The 26,201-nt window shown below is 57.5% G+C and carries 17 protein-coding genes and 12 pseudogenes; 15 read left to right on the forward strand and 14 right to left on the reverse strand.

Annotated features, from left to right (window positions below; translation table 11 throughout):
• Positions 1 to 511 precede the first annotated feature (511 nt).
• The 4 genes and pseudogenes from ASC97_RS09615 to ASC97_RS36225 all read left to right on the forward strand — a co-directional run.
• A complete protein-coding gene (locus ASC97_RS09615) occupies positions 512 to 1,561 on the forward strand; it encodes a polysaccharide deacetylase family protein (RefSeq protein ID WP_162246685.1) in 1,050 nt (349 codons plus the stop codon).
• Positions 1,562 to 1,817: 256 nt separating this feature from the next.
• Positions 1,818 to 2,003, forward strand: a pseudogene (locus tag ASC97_RS33880) (integrase core domain-containing protein); the annotation flags it as partial.
• 351 nt (positions 2,004 to 2,354) lie between these two features.
• On the forward strand, positions 2,355 to 2,708 hold the full coding sequence (locus tag ASC97_RS09620; protein ID WP_057468140.1) for an ethanolamine utilization protein: 354 nt from the start codon (positions 2,355 to 2,357) through the stop codon (positions 2,706 to 2,708).
• Positions 2,709 to 2,807 (forward strand): annotated as a pseudogene (locus ASC97_RS36225) (ethanolamine utilization protein); the annotation flags it as partial.
• A 146-nt stretch (positions 2,808 to 2,953) separates the two neighbouring features.
• Here ASC97_RS36225 and ASC97_RS09625 read toward each other — a convergent pair.
• From ASC97_RS09625 to ASC97_RS09645, 5 genes and pseudogenes are all read right to left on the reverse strand, one after another.
• Positions 2,954 to 3,375, reverse strand: a pseudogene (locus ASC97_RS09625) (integrase core domain-containing protein); the annotation flags it as partial.
• 398 nt (positions 3,376 to 3,773) lie between these two features.
• Positions 3,774 to 4,670 carry an orotidine-5'-phosphate decarboxylase gene (gene pyrF, locus ASC97_RS09630; protein WP_057468141.1) on the reverse strand — a complete coding sequence of 299 codons (897 nt, stop codon included), beginning with the start codon at positions 4,668 to 4,670 and terminating at the stop codon, positions 3,774 to 3,776.
• 341 nt (positions 4,671 to 5,011) lie between these two features.
• Positions 5,012 to 5,320, reverse strand: a pseudogene (locus tag ASC97_RS35185) (IS5/IS1182 family transposase); the annotation flags it as partial.
• A gap of 1 nt (position 5,321) precedes the next feature.
• A pseudogene (locus ASC97_RS35190) lies at positions 5,322 to 5,503 on the reverse strand (IS5/IS1182 family transposase); the annotation flags it as partial.
• A 508-nt stretch (positions 5,504 to 6,011) separates the two neighbouring features.
• Positions 6,012 to 7,529 (reverse strand): FAD-dependent monooxygenase, encoded by a 1,518-nt coding sequence (locus ASC97_RS09645; protein WP_057468144.1) that lies wholly within the window; start codon positions 7,527 to 7,529, stop codon positions 6,012 to 6,014.
• A 78-nt stretch (positions 7,530 to 7,607) separates the two neighbouring features.
• Here ASC97_RS09645 and ASC97_RS09650 point away from each other — a divergent pair, with 78 nt between their 5' ends.
• The 6 genes and pseudogenes from ASC97_RS09650 (at position 7,608) to ASC97_RS32815 (ending at position 11,283) form a co-directional block, all read left to right on the forward strand.
• Positions 7,608 to 8,174 carry a TetR family transcriptional regulator gene (locus ASC97_RS09650; RefSeq protein ID WP_244481434.1) on the forward strand — a complete coding sequence of 189 codons (567 nt, stop codon included), beginning with the start codon at positions 7,608 to 7,610 and terminating at the stop codon, positions 8,172 to 8,174.
• Between the two features lie 170 nt (positions 8,175 to 8,344).
• Positions 8,345 to 9,145, forward strand: coding sequence for a dienelactone hydrolase family protein (locus ASC97_RS09655; RefSeq protein ID WP_244481435.1), 801 nt, complete (start codon positions 8,345 to 8,347; stop codon positions 9,143 to 9,145).
• Positions 9,146 to 9,338: 193 nt separating this feature from the next.
• Positions 9,339 to 9,634, forward strand: a 296-nt coding sequence (locus tag ASC97_RS32810; RefSeq protein ID WP_210171770.1) for a transposase, incomplete at its 3' end; no start/stop codon positions are given.
• A 1-nt stretch (position 9,635) separates the two neighbouring features.
• Positions 9,636 to 10,294: pseudogene (locus ASC97_RS35195) on the forward strand (IS256 family transposase); the annotation flags it as partial.
• Position 10,295: 1 nt separating this feature from the next.
• Positions 10,296 to 10,827, forward strand: a pseudogene (locus ASC97_RS35200) (transposase); the annotation flags it as partial.
• Positions 10,828 to 10,986: 159 nt separating this feature from the next.
• Positions 10,987 to 11,283: a WGR domain-containing protein gene (locus ASC97_RS32815; protein ID WP_082529943.1), complete on the forward strand. Its 297-nt coding sequence runs from the start codon at positions 10,987 to 10,989 to the stop codon at positions 11,281 to 11,283.
• Between the two features lie 374 nt (positions 11,284 to 11,657).
• Here the strand turns inward: ASC97_RS32815 and ASC97_RS34610 are convergent, their stop codons facing one another.
• Together ASC97_RS34610 and ASC97_RS09670 are read right to left on the reverse strand one after the other, a co-directional pair.
• Positions 11,658 to 11,822 carry a hypothetical protein gene (locus ASC97_RS34610; protein ID WP_200959450.1) on the reverse strand — a complete coding sequence of 55 codons (165 nt, stop codon included), beginning with the start codon at positions 11,820 to 11,822 and terminating at the stop codon, positions 11,658 to 11,660.
• 217 nt (positions 11,823 to 12,039) lie between these two features.
• Positions 12,040 to 12,336 (reverse strand): annotated as a pseudogene (locus tag ASC97_RS09670) (DUF736 domain-containing protein); the annotation flags it as partial.
• Positions 12,337 to 13,190: 854 nt separating this feature from the next.
• Here ASC97_RS09670 and ASC97_RS09675 point away from each other — a divergent pair.
• The 3 genes and pseudogenes from ASC97_RS09675 to ASC97_RS36035 all read left to right on the forward strand — a co-directional run.
• Positions 13,191 to 15,308 carry a carboxy terminal-processing peptidase gene (locus ASC97_RS09675; protein ID WP_057468146.1) on the forward strand — a complete coding sequence of 706 codons (2,118 nt, stop codon included), beginning with the start codon at positions 13,191 to 13,193 and terminating at the stop codon, positions 15,306 to 15,308.
• A 204-nt stretch (positions 15,309 to 15,512) separates the two neighbouring features.
• Positions 15,513 to 16,619: a Fic family protein gene (locus ASC97_RS09680; protein ID WP_057468147.1), complete on the forward strand. Its 1,107-nt coding sequence runs from the start codon at positions 15,513 to 15,515 to the stop codon at positions 16,617 to 16,619.
• 180 nt (positions 16,620 to 16,799) lie between these two features.
• A pseudogene (locus ASC97_RS36035) lies at positions 16,800 to 17,017 on the forward strand (YetF domain-containing protein); the annotation flags it as partial.
• Between the two features lie 80 nt (positions 17,018 to 17,097).
• Here the strand turns inward: ASC97_RS36035 and ASC97_RS09690 are convergent.
• The 6 genes and pseudogenes from ASC97_RS09690 to ASC97_RS09715 all read right to left on the reverse strand — a co-directional run bounded on the left by ASC97_RS09690 (position 17,098) and on the right by ASC97_RS09715 (position 22,948).
• Entirely contained in the window at positions 17,098 to 18,369 is a 1,272-nt protein-coding gene (locus tag ASC97_RS09690) for an MFS transporter (protein WP_338012521.1), read from the reverse strand.
• A gap of 256 nt (positions 18,370 to 18,625) precedes the next feature.
• Positions 18,626 to 20,148: pseudogene (locus ASC97_RS09695) on the reverse strand (transposase).
• A gap of 111 nt (positions 20,149 to 20,259) precedes the next feature.
• A pseudogene (locus ASC97_RS35205) lies at positions 20,260 to 20,463 on the reverse strand (MFS transporter); the annotation flags it as partial.
• A gap of 208 nt (positions 20,464 to 20,671) precedes the next feature.
• Complete coding sequence (locus ASC97_RS09705) at positions 20,672 to 21,055, reverse strand: FMN-binding protein (RefSeq protein ID WP_244481436.1); 384 nt, start codon at positions 21,053 to 21,055, stop codon at positions 20,672 to 20,674.
• 10 nt (positions 21,056 to 21,065) lie between these two features.
• Positions 21,066 to 21,944 carry an FAD:protein FMN transferase gene (locus ASC97_RS09710; RefSeq protein WP_057468149.1) on the reverse strand — a complete coding sequence of 293 codons (879 nt, stop codon included), beginning with the start codon at positions 21,942 to 21,944 and terminating at the stop codon, positions 21,066 to 21,068.
• Positions 21,945 to 21,958: 14 nt separating this feature from the next.
• Positions 21,959 to 22,948, reverse strand: a complete 990-nt coding sequence (locus tag ASC97_RS09715) for an aldo/keto reductase (protein WP_057468150.1) — start codon at positions 22,946 to 22,948, stop codon at positions 21,959 to 21,961.
• Between the two features lie 131 nt (positions 22,949 to 23,079).
• Here ASC97_RS09715 and ASC97_RS09720 point away from each other — a divergent pair, with 131 nt between their 5' ends.
• Together ASC97_RS09720 and ASC97_RS32820 are read left to right on the forward strand one after the other, a co-directional pair.
• On the forward strand, positions 23,080 to 23,973 hold the full coding sequence (locus ASC97_RS09720) for a LysR family transcriptional regulator (RefSeq protein WP_057468151.1): 894 nt from the start codon (positions 23,080 to 23,082) through the stop codon (positions 23,971 to 23,973).
• 183 nt (positions 23,974 to 24,156) lie between these two features.
• Positions 24,157 to 24,341: pseudogene (locus ASC97_RS32820) on the forward strand (hypothetical protein); the annotation flags it as partial.
• Between the two features lie 166 nt (positions 24,342 to 24,507).
• Here the strand turns inward: ASC97_RS32820 and ASC97_RS09725 are convergent.
• Positions 24,508 to 25,914: an adenylate/guanylate cyclase domain-containing protein gene (locus tag ASC97_RS09725; RefSeq protein ID WP_057468152.1), complete on the reverse strand. Its 1,407-nt coding sequence runs from the start codon at positions 25,912 to 25,914 to the stop codon at positions 24,508 to 24,510.
• Positions 25,915 to 26,201 lie beyond the last annotated feature (287 nt).

The following is a 26,201-nucleotide window of genomic DNA, read 5'->3' on the forward strand; positions in this document are numbered from 1 at the left end:
AATCCACGTACGAGGTCACAAAGGCACCGTAGCGATTGAATTCTCAAAATGCAAGCATAACGGGAGTAAGATAATAAATATTTTAGGTTGCATTTGTGGCGGGCCAGCGAACTGCTATGCTATTGATCTTGAGCACAAAAATATGGTTTCACGAATCGGAAATCTGTCCGAAATTCGCAAGAAATGGTATTGCCATTTAAAAATGTGACGTCTTGGTAAACGGAAAGATGGCGCAATAGTTGGCTTGCAACCTGTTTTTGAGTTCCTTGGTGCAAAGTGATGCGCTTGATGCCTTGGAGCTTTAAAATCTGACGCTGTCGGCTGACCGTCTACAGATGATCGATATCACCCGGGTATGATGGCTTGCATTCGAACAACTGACCCTGCTGGTGAAAGAGGCAGAAGGTGGACGCGATCTTGCCCGCGAGGATATTCGCGGTCTTTGACGCTGCTGGTTGACATCGTGCCTCATCGCAATGCTCGCGCAATGCAGCGACTCCACGAAGCAGTCATGAGCAAAGACCTTTTTGGCTACCTCCGTACTATCATGGCGTCGGGTCGGCGTTCGCGCAGGAGAAAAGCGGAAATGAATGGTCGACGCTGCTTCGCCGTCGGATTGATCGGCCTGCTGGTCTGTTCGCCTGTCAACGCGCAGGCTTTGGTGGCGAAAAGCACGACTGCCGGCCGCAGCGTCGCCATCACCTTCGACGACCTGCCTTATGTCCACGCCTCCGAACCGGGCGCTGAGGACGCACCCGACCGGGCCGTGGCCGCCAACCACGCGATCCTCGCGGCGCTCGCGCGATACCGCGTTCCGGCGACGGGATTTGTGGTGGAACAGCGCGTCCGGGCGTTGGGGCTGACCGGTCGCGATCTGTTGCAGCCTTGGAACAAAGGTGTACTTGAACTGGGCAACCACAGCTTCAGCCACGCCGATAGCAACACGCTTGATGCCGATGCGATCCGTCGCGAGATCGTCGGCGGCGAGGCGACGATCCGGCCGATGGCGGAAGCTGCAGGGCGGGCGCTGCCTTTCTTCCGCTTCCCGTTTAATCACGTCGGCGACACGATCGAGAAGCGGCGGGTGATCGAAGCGCTGCTTACTGAGCGTAGCTATCGATTGGCGGCCTCGACGATCGACACATCCGACTATATCTTCGACCAAGCCTATGAGCATGCGTTCACCCGAAAAGATAAAGCGATGCGCAAACGGGTCGAAGATGCCTATGTCGCCTACAGTCGGCGGCAGATCGCTTATTATGCCGAGTTGAACCGAAACGTTATCGGTTATGAACCACCAGCGATCATGCTCCTCCACCTTAACCGGTTGAACGCGGCCACCATGACGCGGCTGCTAAAGCTGTTCCGCGAAGCCGGCTATCGTTTCGTATCGCTGGCCGAAGCGCAGTCCGATCCCGCCTACGCGCAGTCGCCGCGAATGGCGACGCAGTTTGGACCCATGTGGGGCTACCGCTGGGCCAGCGAGCGTCGTGTGAAGGTCGACGGTAGTCGCGAGCAGGAGCCGCCGGAGTGGGTGGCACACTATGCGAAGGAAAAATAGTATGAGGTCCAATGGCGATTGGCCGTGTCATCCCTGTCGGGCGAGTGACCTGAGTCTGATGTCGTGCGGTCAACAAAACAGAATATGCTGGTGCGCGCTAATGAACTTATGGGTCTCAGGGTATCTCGGCATTCCAGGCGAACGGGCTCTTGGATAAGCCGAGGTACATCGCCGGTGGAAGAAAATTGGTTTAAGCGCGCACTCTCTGGCGGCCAAGGCTGACGATGATCGACTGGCAGAGGATCATGGCGGTGTACTGGGCATCAAGCATTTCCGCAGCAAACCCTCGACACCCAAGACCAACGGCAAAGCCGAGCGCTTCATCCAGACAGTTCTGAGGGAATGGGCTTATGCATGCGCCTATCCATCATTCGACAACAGAAAATCGCATCTACAGCTGGACCCATCTGTACACACCAGACGCCCGCATTCATCCCTTGACCGGCAGTCCGGATCAGGCTTACTTCAACGCGCTGATACCAATCCAGGCAGCAGCATAATCAAGGCGGAAATCCACTTAGCGCCACCTCTGCTTCACCTTGTTCGCAAGAAAGGTGATGTTGAAGGAGCAGCACTATGAAGCCTTGGGCGTGATTTCGATCAAAGACCTCCGCTTCGAAACGAAGGTTTGGATCTTCCCAAGCGAGACGGATCGAGGATGAGCCAATTCAAATTCCCTCCGAGAGAATGGAACCAAGGAACGTTGCCGTTCGGGCGAATGCTCATACCAGCTTGTTGCTCTTGACCACCTATGTGGCCGCACCATTTCCCGAGGTAAAAGCGGGAGATAGCAATGAAGGTCCAGAAGTTCAGCATCGCCGACGTTAATCTGGTGCGGTCGCCAGGACAAAGCGGCGATATATTCGTCGCTAACATGGTGGACGAGAGGCACGGCGGACACATTACCATCGGATACGGAAGGTACGCTCCGGAACAAACTCTCACCGAGACGATGGCCGTCGATGACGTCATGATCGTTCTGGAAGGGCGGATTGCCGTTTCGATGGGCGCTGGCACGGTCGAAGCGGGTCCGGGYGAGATCGTCTACATGCCCAAAGGCGCATCGGTAACGATCACGACGGAAGGCGAGGGGGCGCTCACGGCTTACGTGACGTATCCGCACTGGGCCGAAGCCCATGAGAGCTAACTGCCCAAAGGCGCATCGGTAACGATCACGACGGAAGGCGAGGGGGCGCTCACGGCTTACGTGACGTATCCGCACTGGGCCGAAGCCCATGAGAGCTAACAGCGCTCGACGAGAAGTGCCGTGATGGGGCGGCTATTAGGGAAGAGACGAAAGCTCTGGCGAAAAAGTTCGAATGCCCGAGGCCTTAGTGAAGGAGGACGACCTTTTCGTGGTCGTCACCCTAGATGAAATGTCTGGGCACGACCTTAGGGAAAGCCACCCGGTCGACCTGGACTGCATATCTTCGTAATCACGCACAGGAAGATCATGGTCGGTTCCTTCGTGACTGATCGGGCGGTCCACAATGGTGCAGATGTCGGCTCCGGCCCCAACGCTGCGCAAGTTGAAAGCTTCGCGTTTCCGCCGGTTGCGACGATGATCCCGGCATAGTCCGCCGGGGTCTGGTATCCGAGCGATGAGTGCGGCCGGAAATTGTTGTAATCGTCGGCCCATTCCGCAATGGCGCTGCGGGCATGATCGAAACCAAAGAACAGGCTCTCGTTGAGCATGCGGCCGTTGAGACTCTCGACATAGCCGTTTTGCATTGGCCTTCCCGGCGCAATGTAGTGCCACTGGACCTTATGATCCTTCGACCAGGCAAGATGGCATTCGAGGTCAGTTCGGTCCCGTAGCACCTACGGAAGAATTGGCGGCGACGGCCAAAACAGCGGTGCGCGCAGCTTTTCGCTGCACAAGGTGTGGTCACGGCTCACCTCGGCCATGCCGGTGCGCTCGACGGCACGGGCCACAGACCTGATCTGCTCGGCCTGCTTCGCCAGCTCCGGATGCTGAGGATCGGAATGACCGAAACGCTGCTGGAGAGCTTTTGCGACCGGTTTGGGGTGGAAATATAGGTCTTTCGCACTCGGAAAATCGGCAGGAAATCTTCTCGCGGTACTTCGGCAAAAGCTGCTTCAACACGCTCATCGACAATTCTCACAGCAGCCGCGCTCTGCTTCGCATAAGCTCGCCGCATAGGGTGTCATCAGCAAAACCACTCCATAGGTTCCTGTCGGAAAATCAGGATTAGGAAACTGCAGCCGGAGAGGCAGGACGATGAGCGATGGCATCCTTGAATCCAGAAATCCGATTCAAGATAAGCTCGCGATAGTCCATCGGGGAAATCTCACGGTCAACGACGCTCGCGAGGCCGCGAGAAACAGGAACCAAAAGATCGCCTAATTGCTTGCCACGAAGTGCATTGATGCTGCTTGCATGGCCGCCTTGTGCTCCCAAACCAGGTGCCAGAATGATGGTATGTGGCAGAAGCATTCGCAGTCGTCGCCCTTCATGTGGAACGGTTGCTCCGATGACCGCCCCGATTGGATTCAAGCCTTCGCCATCCCCGCTACCGATCCCTCCTATAAGTTCGGCAACATGATCGGAAATGGGCCGGTTCCCCGTCATTCTGTCCTGTAGCCATCCCGCACCCGGATTGGACGTGCGGCAGAGAACGAACAGGCCTTTTCCGTAACGTCTGGCACATTCGGCAAATGGTTCGAGCGTATCGGGACCCATCAGCGGATTCACGGTCAGGCAATCGGCCTCAAAGTCGCCAGATCCACCTTCTGATACCGGCGTCAGATAGGCGCGAGCATAGGCGGCGGCGGTGGCTCCGATGTCGCCTCTTTTAGCGTCGAGGATCACACCGATGCCGGCAGCCTTTGCGCGCTTCATGCCGAGGGAAAGGGCCGTGAGGCCGGCAAAGCCGCATGCCTCAAAGTACGCGCTCTGGAATTTCACGAATCCGACTTGTCCCTCGATGGCGTCCAGAACGAAATCGACAAAGCGGCTGATCCACGCAGGGTCGTCTTGCTCAAAAAACGAGGGAATCTCGGACGGCGAGGGATCGATGCCGGCAACAAGCTCGCCATATTTGGCAGCGTTCTGCCGAACTGTTTCTACCCACGAACCCGATGACATCGCCCAATCCCCTTCCGTTGCTAAATTCCCGTCCTTTGCTTCATATATTACTCTGACTTTTGCGCCGATAAAAAGTTAGGATTTTTGCGGCAAACGGATAGCTAGATCGCTTTGTGCAACGGAGCGTTGGTGCAGCGATCAGCTAATTTGCGGAATCTGGTTTTTGATGGGTCCGCTTATTTGGTTGCTCCCGTCGAGGCTTGGCAGCGAACGGATTTCGGGCGTCCGCAGTCGAGCATTCGGTTAAGGATGGCCACGCCGATCGCTNGCCACATGCAACTCTTTCAAGTCATTGAGGAGCGATCAGCTAATTTGCGGAATCTGGTTTTTGATGGGTCCGCTTATTTGGTTGCTCCCGTCGAGGCTTGGCAGCGAACGGATTTCGGGCGTCCGCAGTCGAGCATTCGGTTAAGGATGGCCACGCCGATCGCTGCCTCTGTCTGTTGAGCAAGGAATGACCGAGCGCGCAAACGCGGTYCAATGACGCCTTTGTATCGACCTATCGCGGTTTCAACCAAAGCTCGTTTGCCATAGCCGGTGGACGTCTGCCATTTCAGCCGGCCCTCTATCTGCATGGAGGCGATGTGATCGTCTCTCTGGCAGGATGCTGCTTGCGCGTTGGGCTGTTCAACCGCGTTCGATCGCGGTGGNTTCAGCCGGCCCTCTATCTGCATGGAGGCGATGTGATCGTCTCTCTGGCAGGATGCTGCTTGCGCGTTGGGCTGTTCAACCGCGTTCGATCGCGGTGGGATGACGACCCTTGCGCCTGCGCTGTGACGCAGAACTCCGTCGTAGGTTGGAGTGCCATCATAGGCTCCATCGGCAGCGAGCCGGACATGGTTTTTGGCTTCAAAGCATGTCCCAACGTGGCAATGGTCAGCGCATTTTGACAGAGGAGAAAATGCTTGTCGCCTGCAACAGCATTCGGAAAAGATAAGAGTTGACTGCAACGTCCGCTTTGCGCCGATACCGTTGAAAAACCATTGGTGCTGATCATCTCGTCTGTCGTATTAGAGATGCAGCGGTCCGTGACACGAAGCGCCCACCGAGATATCGTAATGCCTTTCTGGGAGGCTGACGTGTGTAACTCGGTTTTGGATGGCGAAACAATCTACGAGACACCGCGCGAGTTGGCGATGCTTGTCGGAATGGATGGTCTCGTGTGGAGAGACAAAAATCCTTTTGCAAATTGGTCTGCTGGCAAAGATTGGCACGACCTCGACCTATGCCTTTGCGGCATCGATATCTCGGCCTCTCTGGGTCGGGCGGGACTTCGGTGTGAGCGGATGACAGCGGACCCAATGGAGCTGAAGATCGTTCGGTGATGCCGGATTTAGCCGTCTAGACGACAGTTCGGCAAAGACTGCTACTGAACAAGCTAAAATCGACGAAGCCATCCGGGCGGATGAGAGCCGCCTCGTCATCCGCCAATCCGGTGAGCGACCGCCAGGTAACGGATTCGTCGACGAACAGGAAATCGGTTCCGGCAAGATAAGAGGGAACTCCTATGCGTCGAGGCGCCGAAGGACCGCCAATCGCCACGAACGAGGAACCAAACAGATCCAGGGTCGAGCGGCGATGTCCCTGGTGCCCGATCCATGCATGCGGAAAGCGTGTTCCCGGCTGCGCGCGAAGCGCATCTACTGTATCGTCCACGCCATAACGATAGCGCATCTGCAACTCGCCATAGTCGATAAGCTGTTCGAAGAACGCGCTATTATCCTCGCTCCGGATTTGGAACCGCGCGTCGAAGTCGGTGCGAAGCCACGCTTGCTCGCCGTTCCGTCGAGCGACGGGTTGGCGCTCGCTCTCGTAGGTGTCGAGCAGCGCTGGGTCGGCTTCCCCGTTGAGAACACGCGCAAGCTTCCAAATGAGATTATGAGCGTCGGCAATCCCCGTATTGGCGTTGAACCCACCCCATGGCGGCATCAGATGTGCCGCGTCGCCCATGAGGAAGATATGTCCGTCGCGATAGCGGTCAGCCACCCGAACCCGCGTGTTCCAGGGGGATCGGTATCGGAGCGTAACCGGAATATCAGCTCCGATCGCCGCCTTGACGAGGGTGGTAAGTTGCTGATCGGACCATTGCTCAGGCTGTGAAACGGTGGGATCATATGCGAGGTGGAAAGACCATTGATTGGCATTGTTCATCGCCAGAAAGATGCCGCTTACCTCTTCATTGGCGATTTCGCACTGGCTGAACGTGCGGCCCGCGACCTGGGAGGTCAGATCGGCTTCGAGGAAGATATTGAGATAGTAGCGATTGGGATCGATGCCATGGCGGTCGATATTGAGACGCCGGCGGATTTCGCTGCGCCCGCCGTCCGCCGCAAACACGTAGGAGGCGGAAATCGTCCGTTCGGCGCCGAGAGGATCGCGCACGATCGCGGTAACACGCCCTTCGTCCTGCTCAAAGTGCAGCAACTCCCACCCGAAGCGCGTATCACCGCCACGCTCCTCCAGCGCGCGTCGCAGCACCGGTTCGACAAGCGTCTGAGGGCATGCGATGAGCTCGCATGGCGAAGGATCGGCCTCGGCATGAAGCTTCGAGATGTCCGCAAGGGGCAGCGATTCGGACTCCAGCATCGTCCGTCCGCGCCGTGCCCCCCCAAATCTTCCCTGCTTCCAGGCTGTCCTGGCGACCGCTTCGATGCCATCCTGCAGCCCGACCGACCGGAATAACTCCAGCGTTCTTGCCGAGAACCCCCGGGCGCGAGGAAGTGGTGAAACGGCCGCGTTGCGCTCGATCAGGATGAATGGGATTTGATGGTGGTGGAGAAACAAGCCAGCCGAGAGGCCAACGATCCCGCCACCCACGACCAACACTGGAGTTTCCTCGTTGAGATGGTGTTGCAGCATGGCACTTAACCTCTAAATGCGTTAAACTTTATCAGCGATATAATTTATCAATGATAAGGGTGCAATAGGGTGGCCAGGTTGAATCGTGAATCCGTTGTCGCAGCAGCGCTTGCTTTGTTGGATGAGGTCGGCATCGATTCCATAACGACGCGAAGGCTGGCGCAACGGCTCGGCGTCGAGCAGCCCGCGCTATACTGGCACTTCCGCAACAAGGCTGAATTGCTCGCCGCAATGGCGGACGCTGCGATGGAGCCGCATGCAACGGCTCCGCTTCCAAGCTCATCGGACGAGTGGCAGGTGTGGTTCGCTGACAACATGCGGAGCTTTCGGCGAACGCTGTTGCTTCGCCGCGACGGCGCTCGCCTCCATGCAGGCTCGCGCCCCAGGGACGTCGATGCGGACAGGATAGCGAAGAAGGTTGCCTTCCTGGTAGTGTCCGGCATCAAGGAAGAAGACGCCCGGATGGCGATGCTCGCAGCCGGTCGCTTCACCGTGGGAAGCGTGTTGGAGGAGCAGGCGGATATTCTCTCCCATGGCGATGTGGAGCACATTAGCAACGGTATACCCATTGATCAGGGTGCGGCTTTCGAAGCCGGCCTCTGCCTCATTGTGGACGGTCTTGCAAAACGCTTCGAGCAAAACTAGCAAAGCATCCTCGAAAGGGAGTAAGCCTCCTTCCGCGAAGCAGGGTGTGCGCCGCACTGTCCTTCCAGCGCTACCTAAGCCGGGGTCTTCCCGAGCTTTTGTGTGGCAAGCCTTTTTGAACATGCTTGCGTGCAGCTTCACAGACCGGACGTGAATTGCTGGACAAAAACATGTCGCAGATGTTGGGAATCCACGATCAAAGAACACAAGAGAGATTTATGCGTCTATTCACTGTCATCATCGCGACTCTGACCATATCCCTCTCTCCAGCAGGGGCCAACGCCCAATCGTCTAAGCGGCAATTCACCGTGCCGACGGCCAGCGGTGGCGTTCTTGTCGAGAGCTTCGGGGATTGTGCGAACGCAACCTGCCCGGCCGTTCTAATCTTGAGCGGAAGCAAGGGCTTTGGGGCGCCCGTTTACGGCGAGATCGGGCAGACGTTTCGGGCAGCGGGTTTGGATGCCTATCTGGTTCACGCTCTGTCGGCGACCGATCTCAAAGCCATCGCCACGGCGGGGAGCGCGCGGGGGCGGATAGTCTATTATGCGCTGCGGTTGCCAGATTGGACCTCCACCGTTCAAAGTGTGGCTTCCTATCTTGAAGGGAAAGCGCGCCACGGCGGTAAAGTCGGGGTTCTCGGAATCTCCCTTGGCGCGCAGATCGCGTCGGCCGCCTCAGTCGGGCGAGCTGACATTAAAGCGCTGGTACTGGTCGATGGTGGTTTTCCGAATGGCTATTCGCATCCTATCCGTTCACTACCGCCTCTGCATATGATTTGGGGTAGCGCCGACCAGACTTTCCCCTTGCAAATCGCCCGGGAGCTGCAACTGACGGCACAACGGCTTGGCGGAGCTGTTACCCTTGATGTTTACGAAGGCGGCCCGCACGACTTTTTCTTGCGATCAGGAACAACCAATGCTGTAGCTGCTCAACAAAGCGCTGCCGATTTTCTCATTCGACAGCTTAAATAGCGCCAGTTATCTACAACTTCATTGGGCATGGAGATCGTGTCCCGGGACGTGGTGTAGCTGACTGGAGGTAGCAAAGCCGAACGCCCGCGCGCTTTTCATAGCGCCGTAGCGGGTGGTTGGGTTTGCGGGCGGCCATCGGTGTTTTCCGCTAGGGTCGGGTTGTTCAAAGACCAACCTGACGGAAAGAYCACCGATGACCAATGACATGATGAACGTGCGCTCCCTCGTTGAGAAGAGCGSGGATGCAGATTTATTGCGTGAGATGATTGGCTTTGCCGCCGAGCGGCTGATGGAGCTGGAGGTCGGCTCGGCYACGGGTGCTGACTTTGGTGAGAAGAACCCGATGCGGCTCGCTCAACGCAATGGCTACCGTGACCGCGATTGGGAGACGCGGGCTGGAACCGTCGAGCTTCGCATTCCGAAGCTACGCAAGGGCAGCTACTTCCCCAGCTTCCTAGAACCGCGCCGCATGGCAGAGAAAGCTCTGACNCGACGGCGCACGTCGAATACGAGACGCCGGCTCGCTACGGGTGCTGACTTTGGTGAGAAGAACCCGATGCGGCTCGCTCAACGCAATGGCTACCGTGACCGCGATTGGGAGACGCGGGCTGGAACCGTCGAGCTTCGCATTCCGAAGCTACGCAAGGGCAGCTACTTCCCCAGCTTCCTWGAACCGCGCCGCATGGCAGAGAAAGCTCTGACAGCCGTTATCCAGGAGGCGTACATCCAAGGAATATCGACGCGTTCTGTCGACGATCTCGTCAAAGCCATGGGGATGAGCGGCATTTCCAAAAGCCAGGTGAGCCGCTTGTGCGCCCCTTTTGGCAACGCAGGCGTTGCCTGTCGGGCACGGGGAGATCGACGTCAAGGTGAAGGCGTTCCTCGACCGCCCCATCGAAGGCGAGTGGCCATACGTCTGGGTGGACGCGACCTACCTCAAGGTCCGGCGCGGCGGCCGCATCGTCTCGGTCGCCGTCATTATCGCRGTCGGCGTCAACAACGACGSACGGCGCGAGGTCCTGGGTATGGAAGTCGGCACGTCCGAGGCCGAGCCGATCTGGACGGAATTCCTGCGCAGGCTGACACGTCGAGGATTGCGTGGCGTGAAACTCGTCGTCTCCGATGCGCACGAAGGGTTGAAAGCTGCTGNGAGCCGATCTGGACGGAATTCCTGCGCAGGCTGACACGTCGAGGATTGCGTGGCGTGAAACTCGTCGTCTCCGATGCGCACGAAGGGTTGAAAGCTGCTGTCACCAAGGTTCTCAACGCCACCTGGCAACGGTGCCGGGTTCACTTCATGCGGAACGTCCTGGCACATGCCGGAAAGAGCGGCAGGCGGGTGGTATCCGCCTTCATCGCAACGGCGTTTGCCCAAGAGACGCCGGAGACAGCCAGCGCTCAGTGGCGCAGYGTCGCCGATCAGATCAGACCGAAAGTGCCCAAGCTYGCCACCATCATGGACGACGCTGAAGAGGACGTGCTCGCCTAACGGCGAAATCAAACGCCGCACCGAGGTCGTCGGCATSTTTCCGAACGACGAAGCCATCGTCCGTCTCGTCGGTGCACTGCTGCTCGAACAGAATGATGAATSGGCCGTCCAACGCGCAAGGTATATGACGCTTGAGACGATGGCMCAAATGAGCGATGATCCGCAAATCAGTCTGCCCGCTGTGGCACGCTGATATCCCCTCCGACCCGACGTCGGAAAGCACGGCAATCAGCCGTCAGCTACACCAAATGAGCGATGATCCGCAAATCAGTCTGCCCGCTGTGGCACGCTGATATCCCCTCCGACCCGACGTCGGAAAGCACGGCAATCAGCCGTCAGCTACACCACTCCCATGGACACGATCCGGTTCTACGCGATGTCGATCGATCCGACACTGTTCAGCGACGCCTGCCTGACGCGAAGATGGGGTCGTATCGGAGCGAAAGGCCAGATTAAGACCCATCTATTCGAGCGAGAGCAGGACGCTGTAGAACTGTTCCTCGACTTGATCCGCCAGAAGCGGGGCCGTGGCTATGCCACCGTCACCCCTGATCGGCGCTCCACCCTTCCCGAAAAATCTCCCAAGTGTTTTCAGGGCACATTGGGAGACGGTGGAAGCCTGGGGTTAGGCTGGTTTCGGGAGGTCTGACGAGGACATAAACCGCTGCTGGGAACCGTGGTGCTGGAGACCGCCGCTTGTTCGATTCGATCTCAACATTGACCTCGCTCTCGACGAATATCAGGACCTTAATTGCCAGCTTCGGGACAAGCTTAACCTTGCAGAAAAAATGACGCATCACCTTTTACGAGAGTGCGGAGGCGACGTCCATGTGGCGGCGAGAAATTGAGAGGTGTTGCATGATGTCTTCTGCGGATATCGCAGTGATAGTCGTACACCGGGAAGCCCGGGCGCACCGGCGCGGCCGCAGCAAGTGCAAGACTGGCGTCGCCTGAATTATGTTTCTGCGAGAAGCCGCAAACCCGTCGCAGTGCTGAAGGACCAGTGGCTTGCGATTGCGGCCCTCAGAAGGGGGGCTCGGCCTCGACGCTCCCGTCCTGTTCCGCGCGAATGACAATAAGCTCTGCCTGGGCAAGTTCTAGCTCAGCCTCGATCTCGCGGCGCTCTGCGCTATCGCACGCATTCTTCAGCTCTGCCCGTAGCTCTTCGATTTGTTGTTCGATCGTCATCGGCTCGGCTCCTTGAGCTTGTGAAAGACGATCTCTGAGGCCGGGTCGGGATGGCGGCGTCAGGGATCGCGCAAGCGACCGCCAGCGGCGGTGAGTGGGGGAGCCGATTTCGGATGGGCGTCGCAGACGTTCATGCGAAATTGGGAAACTTGTCCTTGAGGCTGTCAACGGGAAGAGAGGCCCCACCGGCAGGCGGAGCCTCGATATCCTTACTCCCGTTCTGCCGGGACCAGATCAGCTGGTAGCCATCCTCGACTTCGCCAAGCGTCGCGTAGATCGGAGCCGGGAAGCTCGGGTCGTCGAGCTTGACCGAGAGGTAGTCGCGGTCGCTCTCGCTGGAACGCTTCTGCCAAGCAGCGCCAAGCTCGACGGCACCCGCGTAAATCCGGTACTGCGGGCCTTTGTCGGTCGGATTTTCGACGCGGGCGATGCGTGCCTTGAGATTGAGGGCGAGGGTACGGATGGAGCCGGTGAAGCCGTTCTCGGTGGAGGTGAAGATGCCGATGGTAGCCATTGTCGTGTTCCTTTCGGTGTTCGGGCCGCTCCATTGCGGCCTCGATGGCAGTCGCAAAGACCGGAGATGATCGGACCGCACTTCATTAGGCCGGAATGTGATGCAGGGCGGCAAGTTGTCGAATTCACAGAGGGAGAGAAGGGTGGCGCAGCCACCCGGGGTGATGAAATCTACAAGCGGCCGCTGCGGGAGAACGATCGAGGCAAAGCCGCTCTCCGGTCAGACATCCCCCATCGAGTCCGCAGATGGAGCACTGGAGATTGCCGATTGAGCAGGACAAACGCGTTTCTCAGCGACCAATCCTGGATCGCGGCCGGTCTTAGACTCTGCTCGTACGGGCCATGCGCGTGAGTAATGATATCACCAGCAAAAGAACCGAGGCGCCAAGCCAACAGCTGATCCGTATGAAACCCGCTATCGTTCGCAAGCAGTCGCGTGGAGAACCCAATCCAAGTGCATCACGCCGGTTTTGCAGGGTAGCGGCTCTTGGGTTCAACGAGGAAGGTGACGTTGGCAGGACCGCGGTCGCCCTCCTTGTGGCCAGCGGCGGGCGGAATAATCCACCAGGTCATGCCGGTCACTCCCATCAACAATGGATCCCCCGGGTCCGGCGCCAATTCAATGTATTGTTACCGGTGAGGCTTCTCCGCTTCCTCCCGCGGCTCTGCGATATCTCGCGCGGCGACGGCCCAGAAACGCGTCCTAAAAAAAGAGAAATGGCGGTCGCTTTCAAGTTCTAGGCTGGCCGTACCGATCATATGGAGGCATCCAGTCTGTCGACCGCGAAAAAAAACACAATTATTCCCCCTACATCCTAAACGAAAACCTGGACTTTAGAATTGGATCAAAGCTGTATGCGCATACGATACTGTTTTCTTGGCATCTTCCTGGTATTTACACCGTCTGCATTCGCCCTGGAAGTTGCATCGCCTCCTGTTTTGGCGCCGTCGAAGCAGCAGGCACAGGCGGCTCAGTTGAGCGCACAATTTCTTACGCGTTTCAGCTACAAACCAGTTCCGCTCGACGATACCCTGTCGGCCAACATTATGAATCGGTTCATCAATTCTCTCGATCCGGACCGAGTATTCTTCCAGCAGGCGGATATCGACTGGTTCATGTCCAATAGCGCCAAGATTGATAATGCCATCAAGCGGGAAGATCTTCAGATCCCGTTTTCGATATTCAACATATATGAGCAGCGGGTAGTGGACCGGATGAACTACGCCCGGGGTTTGCTCAAGGAGAAATTCGATTTCGGTCTGCAGGAAGACTATTCCCTGTCGCGGGATAAAGAACCTTGGCCACAATCTGAAGCCGACGGCAATGAACTTTGGCGCAAGCGTGTCAAGGCTGATTGGCTACGGTTGAAGCTCGGAGGTAAAACCGACGCCGCTATTCGCGAGACGCTCGACAAACGCTACGAAAATGTCCTGCAGCGCGCTTACAAATACAAGAGCGACGACGTTTTCCAGTCGTTCATGGACGCCTTTACAACGTCGATTGATCCGCACACGGACTACTTCGGCGCGACCGCTTCGGCCGATTTCGATATTTCAATGAAACTCTCGCTGGTTGGTATCGGTGCGGTATTGCAGGAACGCGATGACTACACGACGATCCGTGAGCTTGTTCCTGGTGGCCCAGCGCAATTGTCGGGCAAGCTTGCGGTGGGGGATCGCATTACCGGCGTTGGTCAAGGCGAGGGCGGCGCGGTGAAGGACGTTATCGGCACGCGTCTTGACGAGGTTGTGCAGATGATACGAGGGGAAAAAGACTCGACCGTGCGGTTGGATATCTTGCCGGCGGATGCCGGAGCAGACGCCAACCATCGCACAATTAGCCTGGTGCGCAACAAGATTAGCCTCGAAAAGCAGGCTGCCAGGAAGGCCGTCCTGTCGATAAATTATGGTAACGCGACGCGCAAAATCGGAGTTGTTACTCTCCCGGCGTTTTACGAGGACTTCGAAGCGCGCCACAAAGGCGACAAGGATTACAAAAGCGCCAGCCGCGACGTCGCCAAGCTTCTCGAAGAACTGAAGCAAGAAAAGGTAGACGGCGTTCTGATTGATTTGCGCAACAATGGCGGCGGTTCATTGGCCGAAGCGATTGATTTGACAGGTCTGTTCGTCGGCAAAGGTCCGGTGGTTCAACAACGCCATGCCGACGGCAAGGTTGAGGTGGAAACCTATGATTTCCCAGTAGCTGCGTGGACAGGTCCGATGGGTGTGTTGATCAACCGCGGGTCAGCGTCGGCCTCCGAAATTTTTGCTGCCGCGATCCAAGACTACGGCCGAGGTGTGATTGTCGGCGAACCCAGTTTCGGCAAGGGCACGGTGCAAACAGTCGTCAATCTCGATCAGGTGGCTCACAACACAGAACCAAAATTCGGCGAGCTAAAGGTGACGGTTGCCCAGTTTTTCCGTGTTAATGGCGGCACGACCCAACTGCGCGGCGTCACGCCAGACATTCCTTTGCCGGGCTTTTCTGATCCCAAAAGCTTCGGTGAGGCGAGTTATGACAATGCTCTGCCATGGACACAGATAAGGCCTGCGAAATATGCGCCTGCCGATAGTCTGATGCCTTTGCTTCAGAAATTGCAAAGCCGCCATGATGATCGCGTGAAGAGCGATCCGGAGTTCCAACGCTTTTCAGAGGATATAACCGAACTGAAGGCGCAGCGCGAAAAAGGGGTCGTCTCTCTGAACGAAACCGAACGTCGAAAAGAATTGACCGTTCGGGAGGATCGCCTCAGGTCGCGGGAAAAAATAGGTGACATTGCAAATCCTGGCGACGATGGGCTGCAAGCAAACGAACGTAGCATTAATGCGGATATTGCAATGGAGAATGCCCGCAAGAATGCAAAGGACGTCTTGCTGAACGAGGCCGCCTCCATCCTCGCGGATGAGGCGGATTTGAAGGAAGGCGTGCGACAGGCCGCGACGCAACAAACAGGCAACCGGGGTAGAAAATAGCATTTCTCGAAAGATGCTGTTGCGGGTTGCATCACACTTGTCGAAATACGACGTGATGAAAAGTCTTGCTTGGTATGTCTTTATTCCGCTGCTCTCGGCTCTAGCGCCGAGGGCGGCGGGACAGTCCGAGATGAGCGATAGAATGAATTGCAATAGCTCATATATATATGCAATTTTGAGCTATAGAAAGGCGGCCTATAACTCATGCAATGGAACTGGCAGCACGCAGATTGGCCGAACTTCTCATATGACGCTGAGAGCATGGCGCCGTTGGAGCAAAGGTTTCTCCAGTCGTCCGGTGAGGTGATCGGCGCAGTTCGGCATTTCAGTGAGGACGACAGTAGCCAGCTGCGGATCGAGTTGCTGAGCGACGAGGCCGTTAAAACTTCGGAGATCGAAGGCGAGTTCCTTGATCGAGCAAGCGTCCAGGCGTCGCTGCGCAGACAGTTTGGTCTCAACACGGACAATCGTCCGGTCCGACCGCAAGAGCGCGGGATCGCAGAAATGATGGCCAACGTCTATAAGAACTGGTTCGGTCCACTCCACCAGGGGGAACTTTTCCATTGGCACTCGATGCTGATGGCCGGAAACCGATATGTCGAAACAATCGGATCCTACCGTCGCCACGATGATCCAATGCAGATAGTTTCAGGTAGGCTGGATAAGCCCACAATCCACTTTGAGGCACCTCCATCCCGCCAGGTTGCCCCGGAAATGGTGCTTTTCGTCGACTGGTTCAATCAGTCGCGGCCAGGCGGGCGAGCTACGCTACCTGCGTTGACCCGTGCGGCCATCGGACACCTCTACTTCGAAACCATCCATCCCTTCGAGGACGGGAATGGCAGAATTGGCCGCGCGTTGGCTGAAAAGTCGCTGGCGCAGAACATCGGGCAGCCAAGCCTGATCTCGCTTGCCTTTACAATCGAGCGTGACCGAAAAGCCTATTATTCGGAACTTGAGCGCCACCAGCGAAAGCTCGATATCGCCGGATGGATCATCTACTTTTCGGAGACCATCCTGGAAGCCCAGCAGGCAACGATTGATCGCATTGCCTTCTTTCTTCAAAAGGCAAGGTTCTACGATCGGTTTCGGGGCCGGCTCAACGAACGTCAGGAAAAAGTTATCGCTCGCATTTTTCGAGAGGGTATCGCGGGTTTTAAAGGGGGGCTCAGCGCGGAAAATTATATTTCGATCACCGCAACATCACGAGCGACGGCAACGCGTGACCTTCAGCAACTTGTGGAGATGGGCGCACTGACTCGTACCGGAGAGCGGCGACACACGCGTTACGCCCTGCAACTTCCAAAATAGCCAACATTTCAGGAGGCGACGCGTTCGAATGCAGGCTCGTCGAGCATCGCGATAGTCGCGGAAATCGTCCGAAGTAGCCGCCACCTCAAATTTTGCAACAGAACCGGTCGTCGACCCGGCGGTTTTAAGCAGCGTCAACTTTAACTGAGCTCGAGAGAAGGAGAGAAAGCGGCGCAAGGAAAGCGATGGTGGAAACGCGCCGGTCAGGTGATCGACGGCGTTCCAACAATCCTCGTGACCGACGGCGTGTACGACAGGGAGGTGCTTCGGGGGGGTGCCTCGATAGCGAAGACGTCATGGAGGCGGCTCGCAGTCTGGAGGGAATTGCGTCCGTCAAGGATATCAAGTTCGCCATCCTGGAGGTCAGCGGCAACATCAGTATCGTTAGGAAGAGCTGACCGACCTGGTGTCAGGCGGTCAGACCGGCCTCATCGTCTCGGATGCTCATGACGGTAGTGTCGCCACTAGACGGTCCGATTCAGGTCTCTTGCGGCATTTCCAGGGTGAGTTGGGTCCGAGGAATTAGCAGGCAGGCAGGGACGATCAGCACAGCGATCACGAGCATTGCAACGAAGGTGGAATGCAGCGCATCCTGCAACGCAAGCCGGATTGCTTCGCCATCCGTCACGACGGCGCCGGCGCCATTCAGCAGACTTCGCAGCTGTTCCGGGGTGATCGGCTGGCCGTTGGTGGAGTGCGCTAGGCCATAGGTCAGCACCGCACCGAGCACGGCTGCCCCCAGTGTGCTGCCGAGGTTTCGCGAAAAGACGTTAGATGCCGTAGCGCTGCCGCGTTCGGACCAACTGACGCTATCCTGGGTGAGAACCAGGGCGCTGATATTGAGGAGTCCCATGCCGAAACCCATCATAAGCGAACCGGCGCCTGCCAGTATGGCAGAACTCGATGGAGTAAGCAGCACGAGAAGGCCTGTTCCTGCCGGAATGCAGACGCTGCCCGTAATCATGATGTTTCGCAGGCCGAACCGGGCAAACTGGCGCGATGCGATCGTTGCACCGCAGGGCCAGCCGAGGAGCAACATGGTCAGCGCGAAACCCGCCACAAGCGGTGAGCCATTGAGAACCGTTTGGACGTACATCGGCAGGAATGTCGTCAAACCCATAATAGACATGCTTGCGAAAAAGACAGCCACGTTCGCGAATGCTATCGGTCTCTTCAGCCAGAGGTCGGGAGCGACCATGGGTGCCTCGGCGCGACGTTCCTGCCGGATGAAGGCGACAATCGCAGCGATGGAGACGACCAGGGCCACTGAGGCGGAACTGGAAACCGTGGTCTCCATTTCGGTCAATGCAATCATCAGGGCAGCAATGGATGTCGCAAAAAGTGAAGCGCCAAGAACGTCGATGGAGACGGCACGTGTCCGTTTTTCTTCATTCAGGAACAGCACGAACCCTAATGCCGCGAGAAGTCCGACCGGTACGTTGATCCAGAAGACCCATGCCCATGGGAGGTTGTGAATGATGAGGCTACCGAGAAGCGGTCCGACTACGGCGGACAACGCCCAGACGCTTGCCAGGTAGCCTTGAACCTTTCCACGCTGGTTGCCGGGAAACAGATCCGCGACGACAGTCATTGCGACAGGTTGAACTGCCCCTGCGCCGATTCCCTGCAAAAGACGAAAAGCGATCATCGACGGCATCGACCATGCAAACCCAGCAAGCACGGAGGCAGCCAGAAAGAGCATGATGCCAATAAGGATCATCGGCTTGCGGCCATAAATATCCGCGAGTATAGCGCGGCGATCTGGATGAGAGGCCGTATTGCCTCACCCAACAATGTTCCCAGAGGATAATGCCGTTGCCTCACTCGAATGTTCTTGAATGCCTCACGTGTTGCTACGCTCGTGTCCCCGCACCTGTAGCAAGGTGACGGAGGTAGCGAAGCCGCTCGCGAGCGCGCCCTCAATAGCGCTGTAGCGAGCGGGCGGCTTCGCGGGCGGCCATCATGTTTTCCGCAGGTTGTCGAAGGGCGACCTGGTGGTAAGAGTCTCACCGCACGACCTCTACTATTTCAGTCTGCGGCGCGGTATCGGCGAATGGACCGAACACCAGCGCATGGGCCTGTGTACTGCGCCAGATCTTCATTCGACGCTGCACGGTCCGAATGAGGCCGTCGGGATATACGCCGGGGTAATTGACCTGCAAGCGTTCAAGCAACTCTCGCGAAGTTCGCCAAGGCTCCGCCTCGAACCATTCCTCGAGTTCAGCAGTGACGGAGAGTAGAGGATCGGGCCTGCGCCGCTCTCGCTTGGCCGCTGGCTTGGAACGGGCAGTCGGTTTCACTTCACCATCACGCCAAGCAATCCGCAAGCCAGACAGAAAGTCTTCGAGCGGTAATGCCGCGCCGTCGGTAGCAGGCGAACTATCAGGCTTGTCAGCAATTTCGACCAATCTCTCTTGTGCCAGGCGTATGTCGCGGAGCAGCCGGACCGGATCGAGCGTGAGGTACTTCGCCTTGAGCCGAAGGCATGTATCCTCCGGCGTGCGTGCGTCGTCAAGCAGCCGCTGATAGGGCGTGGCGGGACGATGATAGCGCTTGATCACCTTGGCTCCGTCACGGTGTTTTTCCTTCAGCTTGAATGATGGCTGAAAAAAATTCACGAACAACCGCATGGAGGAATAAAGCTTGGCCAGCTCCCGTGTGGCTCGCAGCCCCTCGAAGCGTCGGTACCCAACGATCTTGCGCACGATCGCGCCATTCTTCTGCTCGACAAATGCCTGGTCGTTCTTTCGGTAGGGGCGGCAACGGGTGAGTTCGATATTATCGCGCAAGCAATACTCATGAACGCTCTCGTTCATGAACACACTGTCGTTGTCGGTGTCGAAGCCCAGCAGCGGGAACGGCAGCAACTTGCGCATTTCGGCCAACGCAGTGATCAGTACCGTTTGCTCGCGAACCAACAGCGGCGCGCATTCCGTCCAGCCTGTGGCTATATCGGTCAACACCAGCGTTTGCGAGAAGGCACCCTTCGCGTACGGGCCGGAATGAGAAACGAGATCAGCCTCGACAAAGCCGGGTGCGGGGTCATCCCAATCCGAGAACGTTCGAACGGGAACACTACGCCGAATCGCTGTTGATCCTTTCCGGCGCCGGGGACCCGTGGCGCTCGCTTTGATATCCTTGAGGACCCGATCAATCGTCGCTGGGCTCATCGTCAAAAGTTGCCGGCGCGTCTCGCCATTCATATCGCCATGTCCATGACGTTCCATCGCTTCAATCAGTGTTGGCAACAGGGGGTGTAGTCGCTTGCCGCAAATTCGATCCGACGCCTCCCAAACAACGACGAGTGCTGCCCGCACGTCATCGCCGTAAACCCAGCGCCCTGGCCGAGGACCACCCTTCGCGGTTCGCGTTCTCCTCGCAGCAGTCGCATCGCATGCTTGCGATGAAAACCCGTGAGCGCCACGAACTCGTCTAACATCCTCGCCTTCTCGGCCCGCCCGCCTAACGCATAGCGGCAACTGATCGCCGCCACCAATTCCGTACGTGTCGCCATGCTTACCTTCCTCATCACAGCTCCCGAGGTTGATTCGTCGGGAGCAATTTAGATGAGGCAATAACCCATTCTCAGGGAGCAGTTCAGGCGAGGCAATGCGATTCTCATCCTGATTGTCGCGCAGCACGCGAGCTTGCCGAAGACTACGGCCGTCACCGTCTGGGTCAATAGGAATGCTGAAAACACCCAGGAATACAGGTTTATTTGTCCAAGCTGAGCGGCGATCTGTGGCATCGCTGTTGACACGATCGTTGCTTCGATGGCGATCATCGCCATGCTAGCCATTATCGCGAAAACGACGAGGCCGCGATGGGAGGTTCTTTCCGACATGGATGGCTTTCAGGCTATGGCGGCGGGCCTGGGGAATGGCAATTGGCGCCGATGGTAAGGTCGTTGCCGGAAGCCCTAACTACTCCCGTCGGACTTGGCAAGCGCCTCGTCCACCAGGGCGGAAAGGGTGAGACGATGCCTCGAGAATTGGTTTCCTGCCTGCATTTCGTTATCTCGTCTTCCTCTTGTCGTGTTTGCGTCTGGGCCGCTAATTGCGAGCGGCTTGGCGCTTGATCTGCTCGATGGCGTCGTTGAAGCCTTTCGGAGTGCCGCTCGAGCCTGCAAGCTTTCCGACCTTCACTTGATCGATCGGCTTGCCGACCACAAGCTTCGGAACTGCTGCCGCGAAGCGCTGCTGTAGCTCGAGCGATTCCGGCACATAGGCATGTGGAGTTATCGTGACTGCGGTGATCACGCCGTCCTTCAAGGTTGCCTTGACTGTGATATGCGATGGCTGGCCGCCATACTCGCCGGTGGCGGTGTAGACCCCATCGGCATACTGTTGGGATTTTCGACCCTGCGCGTCGGCGGTCGACGAGACCATCAACATCAGGACCGAGGCGAGGAGGACTTTTCTGGGTTCACTGGTCACGAGCTTCCTATCAGGTGAAGACTTCGCCTTCGAAATTTTCAGACATCTCGGCGCTGCCGTCGGCAAACATTCGGACGAAGGAGAAATCGAATCTCTCAGTCAGACGCGAGGCTGGAGCGAAGAACAGCGCTGTCGCCAATCCATCCGCCGTCGCGGTGTCGTTCGATACGACCCATGTCGCGATGACATCCGTGACGGGCCTCCCGGTCCGGCCGTCAACCATATGGTGCTGGCCGTCTCCCCAGGCCCGACGGTTGACCGCCGAGGCGCATAGCGAGGAATTTCGCAGTCGAGCAACACCCACGATCAGCTTGGGATCAAGCGGGTGTTCGAGACCCACTTGAAGAAGTTCGCCGCCGCGGTGCTCGATATCGCCGCTGGCGTCCACGGTAAAGGCGTCAAAGCCCTCGTTAACCAGAAGGCGCGAAATCAGATCGACAAGATAACCCTTGCCGACCGCGCCAAGATCAATTGTCAGCGGTCTGCGACTTCGCAGTATGTTGCCGACCCTGAGGACATCTCGTTTCCATATCGGGCGTTCCGTCGCATACGCGGCGATACCGCCCGCCAGCGGCCTCAGGGAATAATGCCTGTCGTAGCCGAGCAGTTCGAGATCGCGACCGACAAGCGGATCGACCGCGCCATCTGTTGCGAGATGGTGTCGATCGTAGAGGTGGAACATGTCAGCGTCATCCGACGGAAACTCGAATGCACTTCCGTGCTCTGCCACGGCGATGCAACTGATCAAAGAGTCCTCCCGAAACCTGGAATAGGTCCGGTCAAACCGATCGGCGAGGTCGCGGATGCGCCGCCGGAGCTGTTCCCCCAGCTTGGTCTCGGAGTCGATGGCGAAGCGCGTCCCGATAGCGTCGAAGGCGAACTGGGACATCGGACGCTCCACTCCTACAGGCCCGTCATCTTGAGGACAGCTTCTGGCAGGCGCTCGCCCTGAACCTCGATCCCCGAAAGAGCAACATCGATCTCATGCAGGTCGACAGCAGTGAGTTCAAGTTCGACAGCTGCGAGATTTTCTTCGAGACGGTGCTGTTTCGTGGTTCCTGGGATGGGAACGATCCAGGGCTTTTGGACAAGCAGCCAGGCCAGTGCCACCTGGGCGGGTGTCGCGCTCTTCTTTGCAGCAATCGCCTTCAGCAGATCGACCAGCGCGAAGTTCGCCTTGCGGGCTTCCGGCGTAAACCGGGGAACGTGGTTGCGGAAATCGCTCGCGTCGAATTTGGTGTTCTCATCGATCTTTCCGGTCAGGAAGCCAGCACCGAGCGGGCTGAATGGCACGAAAGCGATCCCGAGTTCTTCGAGGGCGGGAAGCAATTCGGCCTCAGGTCCGCGCCAGAAGAGGGAGTACTCGCTCTGGACTGCCGTCACCGGATGGACTGCGTGCGCCCGACGGATGGTCCCGACGCCGGCCTCGGACAAGCCGAAGTGTTTGACCTTGCCAGCGGCGACGAGGTCCTTGATCACACCTGCGACATCCTCGATCGGAACAGCCGGATCGACGCGGTGCTGGTAGAAAAGGTCGATCCGATCGGTCTTCAGCCGTTTCAAACTCGCCTCGGCAACAGCCTTAATGTGTTCCGGCCGGCTATTCGTTCCGCCGCTGCGCTCGCCTGTTTCCAGATTGATGTCGAAGCCGAACTTGGTGGCAACAACAACGTCGTCACGGATCGGTGCGATTGCCTCGCCAACCAGTTCTTCGTTGACGAATGGGCCATAGGCTTCCGCAGTGTCGAACAGGGTGACACCTCGCTCATGTGCAAAGCGAATGAGCTTGATCATCTCAGCCTCGTCGGCCGGTGGACCGTAAGCGGAACTCATGCTCATGCAGCCGAGGCCAAGCGCGGAGACTTCAAGGCCTCCAATGCTCCGGGTTTTCATAGTTATCTCCTGGTGGTCTTTTGCTGACGCGGGCTGCCAAGCTGCAGCGCGCTGATGATGGAATCTTAAACCTTGTCGATCGTTTCGATAACATGCAGTAATCGGGATGAAGCTATAAGGAGGCCTAATGAATGGCGCAGGAAAACTTCAATGATCTCGTCGCCTTCGTAACAGTTGCCCGTGAGGAAAGCTTCACCAAGGCGGCTGCCAAGCTTGGGGTTTCCCAGTCCGCGCTTAGCCAAACCGTAAGAAGCCTTGAAGAGCGTCTTGGGCTCAGGCTGCTGACCCGAACAACCCGTCGTGTGTCTCCAACTGTAGCGGGGGAGCGTCTTCTTAAAACTGCGGGGCCAAGATTTGACGAAATTCAGGCTGAACTCACAGCATTAACGGAAATGCGTGAGAAGCCTGCCGGTACGATCCGGATCACGGCGGGCGAGCACGCGGCCGTCTCGATTCTCGCTCCGGCCCTCGAGAAAATCCTGCCAGACAATCCGGATGTAACTGTCGAAATCATCGTCGACTATGGCTTGACGGATATCGTCGCCGAGCGTTTCGATGCAGGCGTGCGCCTCGGAGAGCAAGTAGCCAAGGATATGATCGCGGTGCGCATCAGCCCTGAAATGCGCATGGCCGTGGTCGGCTCGCCCTCCTATTTTCGCCAGCACCTTTCGCCGGAGACTCCCCAGGACCTGACCGCCCACAATTGCATCAACATGCGACTGCCAACGCACGGAAACATATTTCCCTGGGAGTTTGAGAAAGACGGGCGCGAACTCAGGGTTCGCGTCGAAGGTCAGCTTGTCTTCAACAATCTGGTCATGAGGCGAGAGGCCGCGCTTCGCGGACTAGGCCTCACCTACATGCCCGAGGATCAGATTATGGCGTATTTGGACACAGGCGACCTCATCCGGGTTCTCGAAGACTGGTGCCCACCGTTTCCGGGCTACCACCTTTATTATCCCAATCGACGACATGCCTCCGCGGCCTTTGGGCTCATCGTGGAGGCTCTTCGCGTTAAGTCGTAGTGCGCTAATCATCGAAACGTGATTGATAAGCAGGCCTTATGAGACATGCAACTTTCTCCCTCTAATCCGATCCCGATCGCTGGAGTATCTTCACGGTCATAGCGCCATGGGGATGGACATCATGCTAATACCACTCCGAAAAATCACTCTCTTCGTGTTGATCGCGACCCAGCTCGCAGCATCGAGCTGTGGGTAGAGGCTGTCAACAAACACGAGGAGATGCCAAACTTGTCCATCTTCCTGAGATCGGCATCCACGGAAACACACACTTCATGTTCTCCGATCTGAACAACCTGGAGATCGCGGATCAGGTCTTGAAATTCCTGGATCAGATCTTGAAATTCCTGGGCGAGAAGCATCTCGACTGAGCGTCCGACGAGTAGCAAACCTCCTCAACCTCCGGAAACAATGAACCATTTGTTCCCGAATGCATTTCCAGAATTAGAGAGCAGAATAGGGTCATTTGTCAGCATCCGCCGATACCTACGCGCAAAACACCTCCACGGTGGTCGTCCCTGCAAGAGCGGACGAACCTCAGGACAGAGCAAAGATCCTTACCTCCCTCCCGATGCCATGAAGTTGCTCCATCCGGGAGACCGACTTTATGCCGCTGTCACGCAGAATCTCTAAAACCTGGGTATCGCCAACGATCGCCTCCGTCGTCAGGATCACGTTGGGATCAGCAAGGCCCTGTACGCGGGAGGCGATATTGACGGTCTGGCCGAAGTAGTCCTGCCGGTCGTTCAGGCTGACAGCGAGACACGGCCCCTCATGGATGCCGATTTTCAGGAGAAGATCGTCGCTGCCGTGTTCGGCATTTAGCCGAAACATCGCCTCACGCATCCGCAGTGCGGCCGCCACCGCGCGGTCCGGACTCGGGAAGGTTGCCATCACTGCATCACCTATCGTCTTGACGACCGCTCCGGCCTCGGTGGCGACGATCTCGTGAAGAACCCTGAAATGCGCTCGCACCAGATCGAAAGCGGCAAGATCTCCGACGCGCTCGTAGAGAGCGGTCGAGCCTCTCAAGTCAGTAAAGAGGAACGTCAAGCTTGTGATCTTGAGGCGCTGGTCGACGTCAATCGTGTCGGTTCGATAGATGTCCCGGAAGCTCTGGTTCGTCAGTAGGCGCTTGGCTGTCAAAAAAGGGCGCCTGCGGCCCAGCAGGTCGTGCAGATCCTCTCCCGCGATGCAGACGTTCGGTACCACTCTGCGATCCGTGTGATTCTCGAGAGTGAGCCGCAATACGCCAGGACGAAGAGTGAGCGTCTCGTTGAGCGCATGCGCCCGACCGATGACCATTGAGAGATTTTGACGTTCGTCGGTGGGCTCCCCCTTCACGTCGATGAACTGCGCCGAGTGTGTCACCGCATCGAAGATGATGACGAACTGCGCCGGCAATTGCACCGAGACGAAAGCCTTCTCGCCAGGATCCAGTTCGATTATCTCCAATAGGATGCGTCCGAATCTCGCTTCGAAGTCGTCAGGCAGATCGACTCCGGAACTGAAGAAGATCTGGCGATAGTATTCCAACGGAGGTAGCCGGTCGGGATCGTGGGCACCAATCCTGCGCACTCTCGGACTGACCGTGAACGTTACCTCGACCATCTCGTCGAGGGTTGGTTCGTATCCCGCCGCGCAGAGCGCGCAATGGTACGTCTCCTGGACGACCCCCTTTAGGGTTGCTCCGGTGTCCAGGACGCCTCCGCATCCTGGACAAAGGACATTCCAGGTCATCTCGAACGCGCCAATGCGGGCCGCATGTAGAAGCGCTGCGATCGTTTTCTCTTCATCGAGATGATGCGTATCGGCGAAGGCGAGCGCATTTATGCGATTGAGATCGCGATCCGAGCCACGCGTGACGACGTTCTCGATGCACTCAACCGTGTGAGGGTCGGCCGCCTGTCTTAGGCTGGCAAAAAGCATGTCAACTTCGCTCATCAGACAAATCTCTGCGCGCATAGCGTCACGACGCCAGTCCCGGCACTATAACACGGGAACCTCCTGATAGAAATCTCGACGCCTGGACGCGCCCGCTTCTTTGATCTACCAGGAGTTTCTGGGGGCGCATTTCGTCCGGACTAGCTCTGAGCGTATATGCGGGGAGAGTCGGCGAGGTTCTCACCATCACACCGGCCGGCGATAGGTCGATCCGGACCTGATGATCCCCTGCAGGTCGGCTACTGCTTTGGCACTGCGAGGGCGACGATTTGCTGTGAGAAACGATC

The sequence above is a fragment of the Rhizobium sp. Root1203 genome (genome assembly GCF_001424945.1).
GTDB lineage: Bacteria > Pseudomonadota > Alphaproteobacteria > Rhizobiales > Rhizobiaceae > Rhizobium.